Source organism: Streptococcus australis ATCC 700641 (genome assembly GCF_000186465.1).
Classification (GTDB): domain Bacteria; phylum Bacillota; class Bacilli; order Lactobacillales; family Streptococcaceae; genus Streptococcus; species Streptococcus australis.
Genome location: NZ_GL636091.1, coordinates 1,345,347 through 1,365,041 on the forward strand (window position 1 = coordinate 1,345,347; position 19,695 = coordinate 1,365,041).

The 19,695-nt window shown below is 39.6% G+C and carries 17 protein-coding genes, 1 pseudogene and 1 riboswitch; all 18 genes and pseudogenes read left to right on the forward strand.

Features of this window, described 5'->3' with window-relative positions; translation table 11 throughout:
• Positions 1 to 178: 178 nt before the first annotated feature.
• The 18 genes and pseudogenes from HMPREF9421_RS06175 to pduB all read left to right on the forward strand — a co-directional run bounded on the left by HMPREF9421_RS06175 (position 179) and on the right by pduB (position 19,685).
• The gene (locus HMPREF9421_RS06175) at positions 179 to 871 is read left to right on the forward strand and encodes an Ltp family lipoprotein (RefSeq protein WP_006596152.1); all 693 of its coding nucleotides are present in this window, start codon (positions 179 to 181) and stop codon (positions 869 to 871) included.
• A 362-nt stretch (positions 872 to 1,233) separates the two neighbouring features.
• Positions 1,234 to 2,121 carry a DUF4300 family protein gene (locus tag HMPREF9421_RS06180; protein WP_006596154.1) on the forward strand — a complete coding sequence of 296 codons (888 nt, stop codon included), beginning with the start codon at positions 1,234 to 1,236 and terminating at the stop codon, positions 2,119 to 2,121.
• 3 nt (positions 2,122 to 2,124) lie between these two features.
• Positions 2,125 to 2,538 carry a hypothetical protein gene (locus tag HMPREF9421_RS06185; RefSeq protein WP_006596155.1) on the forward strand — a complete coding sequence of 138 codons (414 nt, stop codon included), beginning with the start codon at positions 2,125 to 2,127 and terminating at the stop codon, positions 2,536 to 2,538.
• Between the two features lie 65 nt (positions 2,539 to 2,603).
• A complete protein-coding gene (locus HMPREF9421_RS06190; protein WP_006596156.1) occupies positions 2,604 to 3,455 on the forward strand; it encodes a CbrC family protein in 852 nt (283 codons plus the stop codon).
• Between the two features lie 61 nt (positions 3,456 to 3,516).
• Positions 3,517 to 4,269, forward strand: a complete 753-nt coding sequence (locus HMPREF9421_RS06195; protein ID WP_006596157.1) for a CPBP family intramembrane glutamic endopeptidase — start codon at positions 3,517 to 3,519, stop codon at positions 4,267 to 4,269.
• Positions 4,269 to 5,018, forward strand: a complete 750-nt coding sequence (locus HMPREF9421_RS06200) for a CPBP family intramembrane glutamic endopeptidase (protein ID WP_006596158.1) — start codon at positions 4,269 to 4,271, stop codon at positions 5,016 to 5,018. Before HMPREF9421_RS06195 ends, HMPREF9421_RS06200 begins: the two co-directional genes overlap by 1 nt.
• Positions 5,019 to 5,168: 150 nt before the next feature.
• Positions 5,169 to 6,609, forward strand: a pseudogene (locus HMPREF9421_RS06205) (helix-turn-helix domain-containing protein).
• 399 nt (positions 6,610 to 7,008) lie between these two features.
• On the forward strand, positions 7,009 to 8,517 hold the full coding sequence (glpK, locus tag HMPREF9421_RS06210) for a glycerol kinase GlpK (protein WP_006596161.1): 1,509 nt from the start codon (positions 7,009 to 7,011) through the stop codon (positions 8,515 to 8,517).
• A gap of 33 nt (positions 8,518 to 8,550) precedes the next feature.
• Positions 8,551 to 10,377 (forward strand): type 1 glycerol-3-phosphate oxidase, encoded by a 1,827-nt coding sequence (gene glpO, locus HMPREF9421_RS06215; RefSeq protein ID WP_040803025.1) that lies wholly within the window; start codon positions 8,551 to 8,553, stop codon positions 10,375 to 10,377.
• A gap of 69 nt (positions 10,378 to 10,446) precedes the next feature.
• Positions 10,447 to 11,148 (forward strand): MIP/aquaporin family protein, encoded by a 702-nt coding sequence (locus tag HMPREF9421_RS06220; protein WP_006596163.1) that lies wholly within the window; start codon positions 10,447 to 10,449, stop codon positions 11,146 to 11,148.
• A 391-nt stretch (positions 11,149 to 11,539) separates the two neighbouring features.
• On the forward strand, positions 11,540 to 12,859 hold the full coding sequence (locus tag HMPREF9421_RS06225; RefSeq protein ID WP_006597225.1) for a haloacid dehalogenase-like hydrolase: 1,320 nt from the start codon (positions 11,540 to 11,542) through the stop codon (positions 12,857 to 12,859).
• Positions 12,860 to 12,868: 9 nt separating this feature from the next.
• Complete coding sequence (locus tag HMPREF9421_RS06230) at positions 12,869 to 13,303, forward strand: EutP/PduV family microcompartment system protein (RefSeq protein ID WP_006596165.1); 435 nt, start codon at positions 12,869 to 12,871, stop codon at positions 13,301 to 13,303.
• A gap of 50 nt (positions 13,304 to 13,353) precedes the next feature.
• Positions 13,354 to 14,439: a threonine-phosphate decarboxylase gene (locus HMPREF9421_RS06235; protein ID WP_006596166.1), complete on the forward strand. Its 1,086-nt coding sequence runs from the start codon at positions 13,354 to 13,356 to the stop codon at positions 14,437 to 14,439.
• The gene (locus HMPREF9421_RS06240) at positions 14,439 to 15,311 is read left to right on the forward strand and encodes a GHMP family kinase ATP-binding protein (RefSeq protein WP_006596167.1); all 873 of its coding nucleotides are present in this window, start codon (positions 14,439 to 14,441) and stop codon (positions 15,309 to 15,311) included. The genes HMPREF9421_RS06235 and HMPREF9421_RS06240 overlap by 1 nt, the downstream gene beginning before the upstream one ends.
• Positions 15,312 to 15,375: 64 nt before the next feature.
• Positions 15,376 to 16,440 carry a nicotinate-nucleotide--dimethylbenzimidazole phosphoribosyltransferase gene (cobT, locus tag HMPREF9421_RS06245; protein WP_006596168.1) on the forward strand — a complete coding sequence of 355 codons (1,065 nt, stop codon included), beginning with the start codon at positions 15,376 to 15,378 and terminating at the stop codon, positions 16,438 to 16,440.
• 21 nt (positions 16,441 to 16,461) lie between these two features.
• Complete coding sequence (locus HMPREF9421_RS06250) at positions 16,462 to 17,064, forward strand: cob(I)yrinic acid a,c-diamide adenosyltransferase (protein ID WP_006596169.1); 603 nt, start codon at positions 16,462 to 16,464, stop codon at positions 17,062 to 17,064.
• Positions 17,065 to 17,373: 309 nt separating this feature from the next.
• A riboswitch (adenosylcobalamin (AdoCbl) riboswitch) is annotated at positions 17,374 to 17,519 on the reverse strand.
• Between the two features lie 276 nt (positions 17,520 to 17,795).
• Positions 17,796 to 18,938 (forward strand): 1-propanol dehydrogenase PduQ, encoded by a 1,143-nt coding sequence (locus HMPREF9421_RS06255; RefSeq protein ID WP_006596170.1) that lies wholly within the window; start codon positions 17,796 to 17,798, stop codon positions 18,936 to 18,938.
• A gap of 42 nt (positions 18,939 to 18,980) precedes the next feature.
• Positions 18,981 to 19,685, forward strand: coding sequence for a propanediol utilization microcompartment protein PduB (gene pduB / locus HMPREF9421_RS06260; RefSeq protein ID WP_006596171.1), 705 nt, complete (start codon positions 18,981 to 18,983; stop codon positions 19,683 to 19,685).
• Positions 19,686 to 19,695 lie beyond the last annotated feature (10 nt).

Below are 19,695 nucleotides of genomic sequence, written 5' to 3' on the forward strand. Positions count from 1 at the left end.
TATCTCACAATTGAGCGAGTGATTGCAGTTGAAATATTGCAGTCACTTTTTTATGCATTGTATAATGACTTTTACTTTAGTAAATAAAAATGAACAATATTTTATGGTATAATACTCATGAAAGTAGTCAAGATAAATCAAGTATTCCATTGGAGAAAAACAAGTAAAGGTAGTCATTATGAGAAAATTTTTTACAGTTATTTTTGCGATGGTTGGAATGATGGTAATATGGATAGCTTTTATGGTATATAGTTATCAAAGAAGTTATAATGAATGGCAAAATTCACATTCAGGATCAAAGGTAACTTATCCTGTACAAGAATACTCTTCTTCAAATTCTAGTACGAATTATTATGATTATAAAAAATACTCTTCTTCAAGTTCTAGTAAGACTTCAAGTTCTAGTACGAAGTATTATGATTATAAAAATTCAAATAAATCTACAGATGCATATGTAAAAGCTCTCTTTTTGTCAGAAAAATCTCATTTATCGAAACAGAAAATTGAACAAGATCTAACAAGTTGGTATTCAGAGGATGCTTGCCAGTACGCTATGAATAAACTTAATATAGACTGGAAAGAGCAAGCTGTTTTAAAAGCAAAATCACTTCAAATGTTTCATTTTTCAAAAGAAATGTTAGTTTGGCAACTTATAAATGTTGAACTGTTTACTCAAGAAGAGGCTGACTATGCTATAGAACAAGTTAATTTCGATTGGAAGGAGGAAGCTGTAAAAAAAGTGGAAGCTATTGCAAACCCTGGAAACATGTCAAAAGAGGAGTTATTAGAATTACTTGTCATAAAAAGAAAATTTACTCAAGAAGAAGCTGAGTACGCAATAGAACATGCTCAAGTAGATTGGTTGAATTAAACAATAATTTTAATTTTGATTTGAAGAACTTAAAAGAGGCTGATGAATATAAAATAGCTAGGATAGAAAATGATGAAAAGAGGCATAATGATGATCAAAACACGTTTTCTACCAATAATTGCTAGTTGAACAGGGATGAATACAAAATAAGTCCAATGTAACATATTGAAGAGCTGGATAGTCTGCCAGCTCTTTTTTTGCTACCTATAAAGTTTCCTCATTTCGTGAAAAATAGTTGGAGCTAAGTCCGTTTTAAACTATAATATAGGATAAGGAGATTCGATAGAAAAAGAAATGAATCATGTTATAAATCGCAATTCAATGTTACAAAACATCTTAGTATATAGAAAAGGAACCAGTTTATGAAACCATCTAAAAAAATCATGCTCCTTACTAGCTGTGCCCTGGCTATCTTTGCTTTAGCAGCTTGTGGGACCAACCAAAAGCAATCCAAGGAAAAGCAGGAGAGCTCCACTGTCCAAAAGGCCAGTTCAGACAAGGAGCACTACAAGGGAACTTACAGCAACCTCAATAGCAAGGCTAGTGTCGAAGAAGTGCGTGCTCTCTTATCTGCTTATTTGGATCAGGAGAGTGTAGACAAGTTTTTAGGTCTAGTAACGGACTATGATAATATCGTTGGTTCTGTTGGCTTGACGGGCGACTTTAGCACCTTCAAAAAGACGGAATACGATGTGGAGAAGATTAGTGACTTGTGGACCAAGAAAAAGGGAGATTTCGTCGGGACCAACTGCCGGATCAATAGTTATACCTTGCTGAAGAACCGCATCGAGATTCCTAAGCAGCAGGCGGACAGTGAACTCTTGTTCGTGGACAATGATGCGATTGAAAAAGGGAAAGTCTTCGATGAGGCAGACAAGGAAGCTTTTAACATTCTCTATTCACGGGTTCCGACAGAGGCGACAACGGATGTCAAAGTCCATGCCAAGAAGATGGAAGAGTATTTTTCTCACTTCAAGTTCAATGAAAATGCACGCATGCTTTCCGTCATCGTTCATGATAACCTAGACGGAAATACCCTATTTGTCGGGCACGTCGGTGTCTTGGTTCCTGCAAAGGACGGCTATCTCTTTGTTGAAAAGCTAACCTTTGAAGAACCTTACCAAGCCATCAAATTTGCGACCAAGGAAGATGTCTACAAATACTTGGAGACCAAATACCAAGATTACACCGGTGAAGGTCTAGCTAAGCCCTTTATCATGGACAATGAAAAATGGGTTGAGATGAAATAGAGGATGAAAGACAGCGTGTTAGAATTTAGAAAGATAATAGAGTATACTCTAATTTTATTTGTGCTAGTTTTCTTGCTTTTTTTCACTGTTCTCCTTATCTTGAGAAGAAGGGCAATCGCTAAACGTAGTGGTGGTCCCTTCTTTGCGCCCTTCCATATTAACCATGGCATCTTCTACATTCATGTGCCTTTGTGTTTCAGTCGTCGTATGATCCCATTGAAAGAGATGAAGCAGATAACCTACTTATTGCTCCGTGGTCGCGCTGGTGGTGGGAGTCGCTATGCTTTCTATATCGAACTCAGAAATGGAAAGACCATTCCCTTCTTTTTTGGTAAAAGTAAACAGAATGAACTGTTGGTTGAAAAACTCAAGCAAAATGCTGGTAAGTATGGGTTTAAAGTACATTTTCAACGCTAGAATACAATCACCTGAAGAAAAAAACTAGGATTTGATTCTCTATAAAAACGAAAGTGAGCAATTCTATGAACGATTCTATGAAAGAATATATCCACTTAAAAAAGCAGTTCCAAGCGCAAGATAAGGATTCATCCAGCGTGCTGGCTTTCTATGAATTTGCGGATCGGCTGACCGTACTGGGAACTCCAGAAGCTAAGCAGGTCTTGGTGGATGTGTATCAGGAGTTGGGCTTGTATGCCAGTGCCTTTGCTCTCTTCTCAGAGCTAGTAGACAAGTCTGATCGCAAGCAAGTTAAGAAACTTTTCACCTTAGAAAAGATGAGTCTAAGTCATGGAGATCGTTTTGCTCTCTCTCGTCCATTAACCGAAAAAGAAAAAGAGGCTCATAAGGAGAAAGTTCGTGAATTGCCAACCTTCCGCTATCATCCGGATCCACTAGCGACGGGTTCCTTTAAGGAAGGGGAGCCTAAGACCTGCCCTTCGTGTGGGGAAGATCACACCATCTATTATGCTCTGAGAGCTTATTGTGTAGAAGAGCTAAGACATCTCTGTCCAACTTGTATTTCTACTGGTCGTGCTGCCCAAAAGTTTGAAGCAGAGTTTATCCAAGATGCTGATTGGCAAGGGGTCATGGATAAGGAAAAAGATCAGATCCTCTTCTGTCAAACTCCAGGCTATAGTAGTTGGCAGGGCGAATATTGGCTCTCTTGTTGCCAAGACTACTGTGCCTATATGGGGACAGTTGGCACTCGTGAACTGGAAGAGATGGGCATTGCAGAGCAAGTTTTGGAAGAATATGAGGCGCGTGATGAATTTCAGGATGTGGCTGAATACTTAGTCAAGGATGGTTCTATGTGTGGCTATCTCTTTCGATGTCTACACTGTGAACAATACCATCTTTGGGTTGATGCGGATTAGGGGGAAGCTCCAAATCTAATAGAGCCATGAACTAGATGAAAGAATAGAAAAGGAATCACGAATGAGTAGAAAGCAAGCCCTATCTATGTATTTGTTAGGAACCTTTGGTCAAGTATTAGGAGTCAGCCTTTTGGTTTGCTTTTTAAGAGTAGGAGGAGTGAAGGTTGATTTTACATCACCAATGGGGATCATCGCTGTTATTGTAGGTGGTTTGTCATCAGCTTTGTGGGGCAGTCTTGCAAGCATTAGTTACCATCAATCTAGTTTTAAACAAGTTCTCAAAGATTTTTTTCAAGTCAAAGACAGTTTAGCAAATTATTGTTTGGTGCTTGTTTTCTTGCTGCTTGACTTTTTCCCATTTATTTTAGGTGCTAAGATTACCACTCAATCGTTGGTCTTGCCAGTGGTGCTCTTTTTCAAGGCTCTTCTTTTTGGTGGAATTGAAGAAATTGGCTGGCGTTATTTCTTTCAACCAACCTTGGAGGAAAGAATACCTTATCTTTCAGCTACTTTGATCACTTTTTTAGCCTGGTCTATCTGGCATCTTTTTTACTTTTACATTGATGGTTCTTTAGCTGTCATTCAGTTGTTTCCGTTTCTAGTAGGTCTGCTAACTAACTGCTTTATCTTATCGGCCTTGTATCATAAAACGAAAAATTTATGGATTTGTGTTATGACTCATGCCTGTATCAATTCCTTGTCTCAGATTCTAGTGAATGAAGATGGATGGCTATCTCTAGTCAGTAAATTTCTTATTATTAGTTTAGCAATCATGATTGCAAGAAAGAAGTATGTAAATGTAAAGGAGAAATAATGAGCAAATTTATTTCAAAACAATCAGTCGCTATCTGGTATGCACTGACAGCCCTCCTTGCTACATATATAGTAGAGCAAGTTATCCTATGGTGTTTCCCAGATAGGAGTAGTATGGGGGCCTCACTTCTTTTTATCCTAATGAATTTGATTCCCATGATAACGGCTCTTTGCTTTTCCATCGTCTTAGGTGAAACTAAATCCCTGGGAGAATTTTTCAAAAAGATCTTTCTTCAAAAAGAAAGTAACCTGTCCTGGATGCTAGCCTTCTTCATCCCCATCATTTATTATGGGATCTCCATCCTGCTCATGAATGTCCGCTTTACTGGGAACTCCCTCTTGGCCTTCTTCCTCTATTTCCCCTGGACCTTTTTATATGGAGGTCTGGAAGAAGTAGGTTGGCGTTGGTTTTTACAAGAGCATCTTTCCTTTAGCAAGCACTTTATATCTAAAATGATGGTTCTTTCCCTTGTCTGGTTCCTCTGGCACATCCCTATCTATCAACTCCCTTGGATTACAGCAGGTTCGTCCAACTATCTCATCTTTTACCTGATGATTTTAGGGAATACCTTCCTATTTGGAGCTCTCAAGGAGTACTCGAAAGGAGCTGTTCCTTGTATCCTCTCTCATATGTTGATCGATAGTCTAGCTGTTCTCATGCTGGTTCAGAGTTCTCTTCCTCAGATTATCCTTCTGGTTATTATTGAAATCCTAGTATCCTCTTGGCTAGTGGCTATACGAAAATCATAGAAATGGAGTTTGATCTCTCATCCAATTTCGGTGGGAGGTTTTATAATTTAGTGATGGGCAATATATAGAAGGAACTGGTAAGCATTATATTTCGACTTTCATAAGTTTTGTGTTATGCTAAAACTAATATTATGGAAGGGTTTTCTGAAAATGCATTTAGCTGATTTAATGGAAAAAAGTGAGGGTGGGCAGTTTTTAATCCTGTCTCATCTGCAGCAACATTCTCCAAGCAGTCTGTCAGAAGTGATGGCGGAGACAGATTTTTCCAAAGCAACCTTGAACAAATATCTTGCACTGATCAATGACAAGGCCAAAGAGAATCAACTGGCCCTTTCCATTGAACTAGAAGATGAAAATCTTCGCCTTCTTGTGGGTTCGGATACAAAGGGGCGTGACATTCGACGGGCTTTTTTGGACAATGCTATCAAGTACCAACTATTGATCTATTTGCTTTATCAAGGTCAATTTCAAGCTCAACAATTAGCTCAGGAGCTCTTGATTAGTGAAGCGACATTAGGGCGACATATTTCGGGCTTAAACAAATTATTAGCTGAGTTTCAATTTTCCATCCACAATGGGCGCCTCAAGGGTCCTGAACATAAAATTCGTTATTTTTATTTTGGCTTGCTACGAAAGGTTTGGGCTAGTGAAGACTGGAAACAAGAACTTGCCAAGAAAGAAAGACAAACCGAAATTGAAACCTTAGAAGAGCTCTGTGGTGCCCAGTTGTCTCAAGGCCAACGCTTGGATTTTGTTCTCTGGTCCCACATTACCCAGCAACGACTTAAGGTCAATGCCTGTCAGTTTAAAGAAATTGAACAGAAGATGAAGGGCTATACGGACAACATTTTTTACCAACGCTTGTTTCGTCGGGTAAACCAGTTCTTTTCTGGGAAACACATCGCTCTTAGCCATGAAGATGGAGAGATGTTAGTCCTCTTTGCTTTCCTTGTCACCCACCGGATCCTCCCGCTTCATACTATGGAGTACATCTTAGGCTTTGGGGGAGAGATTGGTAATTTGACGACGCAACTCATTCAAGAGATGAAAACGCAGAAGTTATTAGGGGATTATATCGAAGGCCCTGTGACCTATGAATTAAGCCAAATTTGTGGACAGGTCTATCTTTTTACAGGCTATCTTCTTCAAGACAAGTATAAGTACCAACTTGAAAGCCACAATCCTTATGTCTTTACTAGTCATGATTATAGAGAAGTAGCAGTCACTATCTTTAGCAAACTTCCGATCTTTTGCCAAGGGACAACTCTGGAAAAAAAAAATCAAGTGGGAGTGGCTCCAGTTAATGGATTATATCGCAGAAAATAGTGGGAGACAAATTAAGATTGGCTTAGACTTAACAGTGGGCTATTTAGGCTATACACGGATGACAGAAGTCCTCAAGCGCTACTTAGAGTACAATCGTTTTATTACCATTGAAGCCTTTGATCCAGCTTCAGATTACGATTTGATTGTGACCAACAATCCTATTAGCCATACCCAGCGGATCCCTGTCTATTATTTGAAATATGACCTAGACCTAATTGATCTAGCCAATATTCGCCAGATGATCTATGGGGATACCAATACTTAGTATGTCAGAAGAGAGGCTGGGATAAAAGTCCTAGCCTCTGAATTGTCTTTGAATTGTCGAGCAAGACGCAGTGGTTGAGTGGGCTCTACTATGCTGATTTCATCAGCTTTTACAGCCCTACTCAACTGTGCGGAGGTGGGACGACGAAATCGAATTCTAACGAATTACCGATTTCTGTCCCACTCTCTTTTTTTGCTGGAAATTGCTTAGATTTGTCAGAAAATTTAATATAACAGAAGTGTGGAAATCTCTTCTGGCTCTAACGATTCAATAGACGCTCCTCATATTTTTTTAAATTTTTAAAAAAATTGATGATCATGAAAGCGATTTATTTTGTATACTAGAGATTGTAAGGAGTACATCTCCTAAAGAATATTTCTTTTCCCAGGAGGACAGTTCATGTCACAAGAAAAATACATTATGGCCATTGATCAAGGAACAACAAGTTCTAGAGCCATCATTTTTAATAAAAAAGGAGAAAAAGTAAGCTCAAGTCAAAAAGAGTTCACGCAAATTTTCCCTCAAGCTGGTTGGGTTGAACACAATCCAAATGAAATCTGGAATTCTGTTCAGTCTGTTATCGCTGGTGCCTTTATCGAGAGTGGCATCAAACCAGGACAAATCGAAGCTATCGGAATTACTAACCAACGAGAAACAACCGTTGTTTGGGATAAGAATACTGGACTTCCAATCTACAATGCCATTGTTTGGCAGTCTCGCCAAACAGCTCCTTTAGCTGAACAGCTTAAGAGCCAAGGTTATGTCGAAAAATTCCACCAAAAAACAGGTTTGGTCATTGATGCCTACTTCTCAGCAACTAAGATTCGCTGGATCTTGGACCATGTAGAAGGAGCACAAGAACGTGCTGAAAAAGGAGAATTGCTCTTTGGAACCATCGATACTTGGTTGGTTTGGAAGTTGACAGACGGAGCTTCTCACGTAACAGACTATTCAAACGCTGCTCGTACCATGCTCTACAATATCAAAGACCTAAAATGGGACGATGAGATCTTGGAAATCCTCAATATTCCAAAGGCTATGCTTCCAGAAGTGCGTTCAAACTCTGAAATCTATGGGAAAACAGCTCCTTTCCATTTCTACGGTGGAGAAGTTCCTATCTCAGGTATGGCGGGTGACCAACAAGCAGCCCTCTTTGGACAGTTGGCCTTTGAACCAGGTATGGTTAAAAATACTTATGGTACTGGATCTTTCATCATCATGAATACAGGTGAAGAGATGCAGCTATCTGAAAATAACTTGCTGACTACTATTGGATATGGAATTAACGGGAAAGTATACTATGCCTTAGAAGGATCTATCTTTATCGCGGGTAGTGCCATTCAATGGCTTCGTGATGGTCTTCGTATGGTGGAAAACTCACCTGAATCTGAACAATATGCGCGTGATTCTCACAACAACGATGAAGTCTATGTAGTACCAGCCTTTACAGGTCTAGGAGCACCATACTGGAATCAAAATGCTCGTGGTTCTGTCTTTGGCTTGACTCGTGGAACAACCAAAGAAGACTTTATCAAGGCGACTCTTCAATCCATCGCTTATCAAGTACGGGATATCATTGATACCATGCAAGTTGATTCTAAGACGGCTATTCAAGTCCTTAAAGTGGACGGTGGAGCAGCTATGAATAACTTCTTGATGCAATTCCAAGCGGATATTCTCGGTATTGATATCGCTCGTGCCAAAAACTTGGAAACAACAGCTTTGGGGGCAGCCTTCCTTGCTGGTCTGTCAGTCGGCTACTGGAAAGACCTAGATGAATTGAAAGAACTCAATGCAACTGGTGAAGTCTTCGAGCCTTCTATGAACGAATCTCGTAAAGAACAACTCTACAAAGGATGGAAGAAAGCTGTTAAAGCTACCCAACTCTTTGCAGAAGTTGAAGACTAGTCAAGAGTCCAGTAGGATAGAAAGTGAAGAATGATGGAATTTTCAAAGAAAACTCGTGAATTATCGATTAAGAAAATGCAAGAACGCACCCTGGATCTTTTGATTATCGGGGGTGGGATCATAGGTGCTGGGGTAGCCTTGCAAGCAGCAGCAAGTGGTCTTGAAACAGGTTTGATTGAAATGCAGGACTTTGCGGAAGGGACATCAAGCCGTTCAACAAAATTGGTCCACGGTGGACTTCGTTACCTCAAACAATTTGACGTAGAAGTGGTATCAGATACGGTATCAGAACGTGCAGTAGTGCAACAAATTGCTCCTCATATTCCAAAACCAGACCCAATGCTCTTACCAGTCTATGATGAAGATGGGGCAACTTTTAGCCTCTTCCGTCTCAAGGTAGCCATGGACCTCTATGACCTCTTGGCAGGTGTCAGCAATACACCAGCTGCCAACAAGGTCTTGACCAAAGAAGAAGTGTTGGCTCGGGAACCTGAATTGAAACAAGAAGGTCTTGTTGGTGGCGGGGTTTACCTAGACTTCCGTAACAACGATGCTCGATTGGTGATTGAAAATATCAAACGTGCCAACCAAGATGGTGCTCTCATCGCCAACCACGTAAAAGCAGAAGGATTCCTCTTTGATGAATCTGGTAAGATTACAGGTGTAGTAGCGCGTGATCTCTTGACTGATGAAGTCTTTGAAATCAAGGCTCGTTTGGTGATTAATACAACTGGTCCTTGGAGCGATAAAGTACGTAACCTCTCAAACGATGGAGAACAGCATTCACAAATGCGTCCAACCAAGGGTGTGCACTTGGTCGTAGATTCTAGCAAGATCAAAGTTTCTCAACCAGTCTACTTCGACACAGGGCTTGGAGATGGTCGGATGGTCTTCGTCTTGCCACGTGAAAACAAAACTTACTTCGGAACAACCGACACAGACTACACTGGTGATTTAGAGCATCCAAAAGTAACTCAAGAAGATGTCGACTACTTGTTGGGAATCGTGAATAACCGCTTCCCAGAAGCTCACATCACCATCGATGATATCGAAAGTAGCTGGGCTGGTCTTCGTCCGTTGATCTCAGGAAACAGTGCTTCTGACTACAATGGTGGAAACAACGGCACTATCAGTGATGAGAGCTTTAATGCTTTGATTGCAACAGTTGAAGGCTATCTTTCTAAAGAAAAATCGCGTGAAGATGTTGAATCAGCAATCAGCCATTTGGAAGGTAGCACTTCTGAAAAACATTTGGATCCATCTGCTGTTTCTCGTGGATCAAGCCTTGATCGCGATGACAGTGGTCTTTTGACCCTTGCTGGTGGGAAGATTACAGACTACCGCAAGATGGCTGAAGGAGCTATGGAGCGTGTCTTGACCATTCTCAAGGAAGAATTCGACCGTCAGTTCAAATTGATTAACTCTAAGACCTATCCAGTATCAGGTGGAGAAATTAATCCAACGAACGTGGATTCTGAAATCGAAGCCTTTGCTCAACTTGGCGTATCTCGTGGCTTGGATAGCAAGGAAGCTCACTACCTAGCTAACCTATACGGATCCAATGCACCTAAGGTCTTCGCTCTTGCTCATAGCGTGGAACAAGCACCTGGATTGAGCCTAGCAGATACCTTATCACTTCACTATGCAATGCGCAATGAATTGGCACTTAGCCCAGTTGACTTCCTTCTTCGTAGGACAAACCACATGCTCTTCATGCGGGATAGCTTAGATGCGATGGTCGAACCCGTTTTGGATGAAATGGGACGCTTCTATGAATGGTCAGAAGATGAAAAAGTTGGCTACCGCAAAGACTTGCAAGTCGCTTTGGAAAACAATGACTTGGCAGCATTAAAAAATTAAGAAAAACAAAAAGGGGTTGGAAAGGAGAATATCTGACCGGCCCCTCTTTATAATGGAGAAATAAATCATATGAAAGAATTATTTGGTGAATTTTTAGGGACCTTAATCCTGATTCTTTTGGGAAATGGGGTTGTAGCAGGAGTGGTTCTTCCAAAAACAAAGAGCCATAACTCAGGTTGGATCGTCATTACTCTTGGTTGGGGGATTGCAGTTGCAGTGGCAGCCTTTATCTCTGGCAAGTTAAGTCCGGCACATTTGAATCCAGCGGTGACAATTGGGGTTGCTCTTAATGGTGGACTAGCTTGGGCATCTGTGATTCCTTATATCATCGCTCAATTCGCTGGAGCCATGGTAGGGCAAGTCCTTGTCTGGTTACAGTTCAAACCGCATTACCTAGCAGAAAAAAATCCTGGAAATATCCTTGCAACCTTTAGTACTGGTCCAGCTATTAAGGATACTACTTCAAACGTCATCAGTGAAATCCTTGGAACCTTTGTCTTGCTTCTGACTATCTTTGCACTTGGTCTTTATGACCTTCAAGCAGGACTCGGTACTTTTGCCGTTGGTAGCTTGATTGTAGGGATTGGTTTGTCTCTCGGTGGAACTACAGGCTACGCTCTCAACCCAGCTCGTGACCTAGGACCTCGTATCATGCACAGCCTCATTCCTATTCCTAACAAAGGAGATGGTGACTGGGGTTACGCTTGGATACCAGTAGTTGGTCCAATCATCGGTGCGGTATTAGCAGTTGTCGTATTTAGTATGTTTTAATGAATATCTTAAAAGCCTTCGAAAGAGGGCTTTTTCAATTCATGAGGAAGATTATTTGATGAATAATAAATCATCTGTAAAGATATGTAAAAGAATGCTGTTAAATCAAGTAGTAGTAGGTTAGAATGGATGTTTTTACGATTCTAAAGAACTAGATTTTGCTATCATTCTAAAATGATATTCTATGTGGTAGAAAAAAATTACATGGATATCGTTTTTTTTCTAAAAATGAAACCGTTTTCGGTTGACATTTTATAGTTAGGTTAGTATAATAGATTTGTCAATATACATAAGGCAATGAGGCCTATGATTGCAATGAAGCAACCGTTTCAAATCATAGATGCTTTGTTGCCTTTTTGTAGTTCAAAAATATTTATTTGGAGGTTTTTCAATGAGAAAACATCGATTACTTTTAGTGTGTGGTCTTGCTCTTTTTATGTTTGGCTGTCAATCTTCAGAGTCGTCTAAAACGACGGAATCAAGCAAAGCTAGTCAAGAAACAAGTGTTAAGAAAGAAGAACAAGTCCTTGAACGTGGTCAATGGGAGGATAAACTTTATAAGAAATTAAGCAATGTCATTAAGGAAAATGGGAAATCTAGTTCTAAATATGACGAATCTGCAAAACCGTATGCTGTATTTGACTGGGACAATACAACGGTCATCAATGATATTGGTGAAGCAACCTTTACTTATCAAATTGAAAACCTAGGATTTAAGATGACTCCAGAAGAGTTAGACAAAGCGATTCGTACTAATATTCCGGAAGATGACTTTACGGAAGACCATAACAATAAAGAAGGTAAACCAGTCAATATTCATAAGATTGCTAAGGACATTGTTTCTGATTATACAGTAATTTACAATGAGTACAAGGGGTTTAATGGGTCAAAGAGCTTAGAAGAAGTTAAAGAATTAAATGAGTACAAAGATTTCAGTGCAAAATTACGTTATCTTTACGAAGCGATTGGTGGAACTTTCAGTTCAGATATTTCTTATCCATGGGTAACCTATTTGTTTACTGGAATGACTTCTGAAGAGGTTCAAGCCTTGACCGAAAAAGCTATTGATCGGGCTCTTGAGGAAGATTTAGTCTTCGAAACTTGGGAAAGTCCTGAAAGCTTAAAGGGTGAAGCTGGGCAGGTTGAAATCAAATTTAAACGTGGCGTTCGTACCGTAAAAGAAATGCAAAATCTTTATAAAGCTCTCCAGGACAACGGTATTGAAGTCTATGTTGTGTCAGCATCTTTCCGTGATGTTATTGTTCCTTTTGCAACCAAAGAAAAATATGGTTACAACATCACTGACGACCATGTTTACGGTATGGAACTAGTAAAAGATGAATCTGGTGTTATTCAATCAGAATACAATAATGACTACTTCCAAACACAAGGCGAAGGAAAAACGAAAACAATCAAGAAATTCATTGCTGACAAGCATGGTAACCAAGATCCTATCCTAATTGCGGGAGATAGTAATGGGGACTATGCAATGTTGAAAGACTTTGATGGATTACAAATGGGTATTCTCTTCAATCTCTTGCGTGATCCTTCTAAAGGAATTGGTTTGTTATCACAGACTGCTGTAGATACATATGATAGCAAAGATGCTAAGTATTTCCTACAAGGTCGTGACGAAAACAAGGGTGTTTTGGTCAAGAGTAGAGAAACCATTAAGTTAGGAACTGACGAAGCTCAGTTGATCAAAAAATAGGGGACATATATGAGGAAAATCATGTTTGTTGGTTCGGTTGGGGTTGGTAAAACTACTCTAACCCAACGATTAAAAGGATTAGATATTCAGTATTATAAAACACAAGCAGTACAATTCCACGATAGTATTATTGATACGCCTGGAGAATTTTTACAACATAGACGTTATTATAATGCGTTGACGGTGACTGCGGCTGAAGCTGAAATTATTGGGCTCTTAATTGCAGCCAATTCAACTATGCAAACTTTTCCTCAAGGATTTTCTTCATTATTTACCCAGGATGTCATCGGAATCATTAGTAAGATTGATCTAGTAGACTCTGAGGAACAATTAGAATTTGCTCGCAAACAGCTGTTAGGAGCTGGCGTAAAACAGATTTTTGAAATTTCCTCCACTGAAAATACAGGAATAGACGAATTAAAAACCTTTCTTGAAAGTGAGTAAACATGATATAATCTAGTGGTACTACTATAATTTTCAAGAAGGAGACGTGTATGATTGTTGAACACGGAGGGAATGGACGTCTATTAGCTGAAAAAAAAGGGAACTCTTCTGAGAATTGGATTGATTTTAGTGCCAATATCAATCCGCTTGGAGTTTCTACAAGCCTCCGCCAAGTCTTAGTGGACAGTATTGATAGAATTACGGAATATCCGGACATCACAAACCAATATGAAAAGGATTTGCTGAGGGATCATCATGGAAATCAAGACCTAGAAATACTTTTGTCAAATGGTGCAGTTGGCTTATTTTACGAACTAGCTCAAACCTTAAAGCCAAAGAGATTACTGATTTTAAGTCCCACCTTCATGGAATATGAAAAAGCTTTTCATCAAGAAGGGACAGAAATTCTTTATCATCATTTAACAGCTCCTCATTTTACTTGGACTGTGGAAGGTCTATTATCCGCTATAGACCAATTGGAAGCTGGAGATGTTGTCCTATTGTGTAATCCTAATAATCCAACTGGCTCCCTTGCTCTAGTTGGTCACCTGCTAGAAATCGGAAAAAAATTGATGGAACAGAATATTCATTATATACTAGATGAAGCTTTTATTGACTTTTTAGAAGACGAGGAAGCATATAGTTTTGTTCCGTACTTGAGTGATTTCGCAAATGCGATTGTCGTTCGCTCTTTAACGAAATTTTACGCTATACCAGGATTACGCTTAGGCTACGCTCTGGGGATTCATCCTTGTTTAGCAAAAATTAATGAACGAAGAGCTCCATGGACGATCAATGCATTGGCTCTTCAAGCCTTGCCGGTGATTTTAAAGGATCGAGATTATCAAACTCAAACTTTAAAATGGTTACAGAAGGAGAAAGACTTCCTCTATCAATCCTTGAAATCTTTTTCTTCATTAAGGGTTCTAAAACCAAGTGTCAATTATATTTTCTTTCAGTATACGGGATCTAAGGATTTACGTGAAGAATTATGGCGCAATAACATTTTTATCCGCTCCTGTGCGAACTATCGCAATTTGACGAGTGATTACTACCGCATTGCGGTTCGTAGTAGAGAGGAGAATAGCTGTTTATTAGCTACCTTAGAAGCGATTCTTGGAGGAAAAGAAGAGTGATGAGGGCAGTAAAAGCATCTTGTCCAGGCTCTTGCGGAGAATTGTTTCAATGTGTGGTAGATGGTGAAGAGTTTTTGATGTCATATGCCATTGAAAAGAAAAGTCAAGTAGTGATTGGCCCTCAAACAGGTGTCATGGAAGAAGAGTTGCGGCCTAAAATGCTGCAAGTCATCAATGAACTAACAGATCAGATAGATTTCGACTATACTTTTCAAACAGATATTTCTGTTGGGAAGGGCTATTCTAGCAGTACAGCGGATATGCTCTCGATCTTAGGAGCTTATTCTGCCTATAGACATGAAAAAGTATCGGTTCCCTTATTAACCAGTCTTTGTTCAAAGATTGAACCAAGTGACTCCGTTGGATTTTCAGACTGGACCGTGATGAATCCTCTTAATGGTGCGATTCAATGGCAGACAAGGTGGAAGCCAAAGCTATATGTGTACATTCTAGAGCCAGATCAAATGGTTGATACGACGACTTTCATAAGAATGACGGATAGTCCCTTATATCCTGCTGACCAATCAAAAACATTGTTGACTGATTTTAAAATAGCCTGTGACAAGCAAAATGTGCAGCTATTAGGCGCCGTTGCGACTAAAAGTGCTTTATTGAATAATAAACGACTACCCAAACCCTATTTAAACGATATTATCGACATAGTAAATGAATTAGGTTTACTAGGGGTTAATGTTGCCCATAGTGGTAGTATTGTTGGCATTCTGCTGACAGAAGAGAAACTGATGCGCATGGCTGAGTTAGAAGAACGACTGTCTCATCATCCTTTAGCAAGCTACTATTCTCTCAGAAATCTAAGCAAGATTATATACGACGGGCTCCAGGTAAAGAAGGTGGAGGAGATCCTTGAATAGTCAAGAAGAATTAAATCAAATCTTAGATAAAATTGTACCCATGTAAAGAAGGTGGAGGAGATCCTTGAATAGGCAAGAAGAATTAAATCAAATCTTAGATAAAATTGTACCCATTAATGCTACAGCATTAGAAGAGGGTGTAAAGGTGTGTGATCACTTAGCAAAACCTCTTGGTGCATTAGGTAAAATGGAAAAAATTTATGCCAAGCTATATGCGATGTTTCCTAACAAAATCCAGCTATCAAAAAAAATCGTCATGATCTATGTAGCGGATAATGGAATTTGTGAAGAAGGAATCTCCTCAAATCCTATCGAAACAACCTTTATTGTAGCCAATAATATCAGAAATGGTAAAGCAGGGGTTTGTAATATTGCAGAACATGCTGGGTCTGATATTTGTGTCATTGATATTGGTTGTAAGAGTCAAATTTATTCCGATAATCCGGACCATGTGTTACATGGAACTCGCAATATGCTAAAAGAAGCTGCCATGACTCGAGAGGAAGCCATTGAAGCTATTTTAGTTGGGTATAGAAGAACAGTTGAAAAGATCAATCAGGGCTATACCTTATTTGGAACAGGAGAGATGGGGGTTGGAAATACCACAACTTCCGCAGCAGTCATTGCTGCCACTTTGGGAATTCCTGCCCAAAAGGTAACAGGTTACGGAGCGGGTGTGACTGAAGATATGAAGGCTCATAAAGCAGCTGTCATTCAAGAAGCGGTAACCAAACACGCTCCCTATAGTGATATCATCGATCTCGTCTCCAAAGTTGGTGGCCTAGACATGTTGGGGATGGTTGGCACCTATTTAGCTTGTGCCCAGTACCAACTTCCTTGTGTCATTGATGGGTTGATTTCTTTGACAGGATTCTTAATTGCTTCACAGTTAAAGAAAGAAGTAGTTGACTACTGTTTTCCATCTCATTGTTCTACAGAACCGGGCTATCAAATTGTTTCGGATTATTTAGGCTTATCCCCGATGCTTCAGATGGATATGCGCTTAGGGGAAGGATCAGGTTGTCCTTTAGCTTTCTTTTTAATGGAAAGTTCTGTATACACCATAGAGCGTATGCCAACTTTTGAGGAGGGAAAACTGGACCGGGATGACTACGTCGACATTAGATAAAGGCTAATAAAGGAGGAAAATATGCAACTATATACAAAGACTGGAGATAAAGGCCTTACAAAATTAGTAGGTGGCCAAAGTGTTGCAAAAGATTCAGATCGTGTCAATGCTTATGGTACCGTAGATGAATTAAACACTTGGGTCGGTTATACGATTAGTAAAATGGATCCAGCTGATGAATTGAGAGACGAACTGTATCAGTTACAGAATTACCTGTTTGATTGTGGTTCTGATTTGTCTACTCCTCATGGTGTATACCCATATAAAGTAGATGAAAGCCTCGTTAAATGGATTGAAGAACGAATTGATACTTATGCGGATATCCCGCCAGCTCTGGAAAGATTTATTTTACCTGGTGGCGATGAAATTGCTTCTATGATTCATGTAGCAAGAACCATTGCTCGGCGTGCAGAGCGCCTTGTGGTAGCGACCATGTGGACGAATGAAATCAATAATCAAGTCTTGATTTTTATCAATCGTTTATCTGATTATTTCTTTGCGCTTGCACGTGTCATTAACTATCGTAAACACTGCCAAGATATTCCTTATGAAAGAGGAGCTAAGGTGTTCCACAATATTACAAAGGCAGATGTGGAGCGTTGGGCACAGAAGAATAATAGCTAATAGAAAAAGCACTACCCAAACTAAAATAGGGTAGTGCTTTTCTGTTGATGTCGAGACTAAAGTTTTTGAATAGAGCATCCTTTAGGAAAATATAAAAAACCTTACCTCCCCAGAGGGAAAGGTAAGGTTCACATTCGAAAGCCATATGTACATCAGTGTACAAACTTCGTGTTAAGCATCATTGGTTAACAGTAGCTCTCCAAATATTGACTCTGCTTCCTCGCAGATGATGGAAAATCCATCCTTAGAAAATGATACGTACTTAAACGTAGAGTCAATAGGGGAAAGCACTATTTTGGTGTATTTCCTAACTGACATCACCACCTTACATCGAGGCGTGAAATCTACTAAAATTTAAGAATAAAGACCTGACTTAAAGCAAAGCTTATCACAGTGGCGGGACCGTGTTGGATTTTCACCAAACTTCCATACCCTTAAAAGTACCAAAATCATTTCTAGTAATTACATGATATCATGATCTAGAAGAAACTGCAAGTATTATGCTTAAAAATATAAAAATATATGCTTTTTCTTTTGCGTTGAAAACGTTTTTATGGTATACTTTTTATAAAGTACAAAGGAGTACAAATTTAAGCGACGAAGCTATATGAAATATGCCAAAACTTTGTGTGGTTTGGCTGTATTTCATGTGGCTTCTTTTTATGTATTCTGAAGAGTTTCATCTAGTAAAGGAGGTAAAATAATGAAACTCAAGAAAGAAAGGGGAACAAATGTATAACATTTACTACAAAACACAAATTTATGTCGGTAAGGGTGCCTTGGCTCACTTGGGCGATTATCACAACCAATCGATATTGGTTGTTGCTGATCCATTTTTAAAAGAATCTGGACAGTTGGATCGAATTCTTGAATTCTTAGATACAAGTAACGATCTTGTGATCTTTACGGATATCGTTCCAGATCCGCCAATTGATGTCATCGTGGCAGGGATTAAAGCTACTGAAGGAAAATCAATCGATATTGTCTTATCAGTTGGTGGGGGATCTGCAATCGATGCTTCTAAAGCCATGTATTACTTTGCTAAGAAACAAGGTGTCTTTAAAGATGTGAAACTAATCTCTATACCGACTACTAGTGGTACAGGCTCTGAAGTAACTAGTTTTGCAGTGATTACCGATGCAGAGAAAGAACAGAAGTATCCGATTGTCGATTGGGATATTTTACCGGATGTCGCAATTTTGGATTCGAATTTGGTGGAAACTTTACCAGCTAATATCACAGCTGATACTGGTATGGATGTGTTGACGCATGCAATCGAGGCTTATGTTTCTAATAAAGCAACTGATTTTTCTGACGCTTTAGCTGAAAAAGCTATCAAATTAGTTTTTGAATACTTACCTCGTGCATACAAAGATGGCCATGATTTAGAAGCTCGTGAAAAAATGCATGTAGCCTCTACTTTGGCAGGAATGGCCTTCAACTCAGCTTCATTGGGGATCAATCATAGTATCGCCCATGCCGCAGGAGCAAAATTCCATATCCCACATGGACGTCTCAACAGCATCTTAATGCCACATATTATCCAGTATAATGCCAATGTTACAACTAATGGTGTCCGCACAGGTAATTTGAATAAAGAAACTGCTGAACGCTATCAACAGATTGCTCGTTTATTAGGCTTGAGTGCTTCTACACCTGTTCTTGGTGTACGACAACTAGTCGATGCTGTTCGGAAACTTCAGAAGAAATTAGATCACCCAACTTCATTGAGCGCTTATGGAGTAGGACTTGAAGATTTTAATGAAAATAAGCGGGAGATTGCAGAAGCAGCCTTAGTGGATAAGTGTACGATTACGAATCCAAGAGTTCCTACAGTTGAAGAATTGTTGAAAGTTGTAGAACAGGCTTTTTAAAAATATTACAGTCGTTTTTATCATACATAAAGGAGTAATAAAATGGCTAATAATTGTAATGTTACTGAATTTGTTGGTTCAAATCCAACAGGAGATACCATTGGTCTCGTGATTGCCAATGTCGATCAACAGTTGTTGGATGCTATGAAGTTGAAAAAATACTATCGGTCTATTGGTATTGTAGGTGCTCGTACAGGAGCTGGACCTCATATTATGGCTGCAGATGAAGCTGTAAAAGCTACAAATACAGAGATCGTTAGCATCGAATTACCTCGTGATACAAAAGGTGGAGCAGGACATGGTAACTTAATTATCTTTGGTGGAGAAGATGTATCAGATGTACGCCGTGCAGTAGAAGTAACTTTAGGAGAAGTCAATCGTACATTTGGGGATGTCTATGCCAATGAAGCAGGCCATATCGAATTGCAATACACTGCGAGAGCAAGCCATGCCATCGAAACAGCTTTTGGTGCTGAAGTTGGTCGTGCCTTTGGTCTCATTGTAGGTGCGCCTGCAGCCATCGGAGTTGTTATGGCGGATACTGCAGTTAAATCAGCTACAGTTGATGTTGTTGGTTATGCTTCACCAGGTAATGGTGGAACAAGCCATTCAAATGAGGTTATTTTGTTTATCAGTGGTGATTCTGGAGCAGTGAGACAAGCTGTCGTTTCTGCAAGAGAAATCGGGCTTCAATTGCTTGGAAGTCTCGGTGACACACCAGTGAATGGTCAGCCATCCTACATTTAGAGAATGGGGG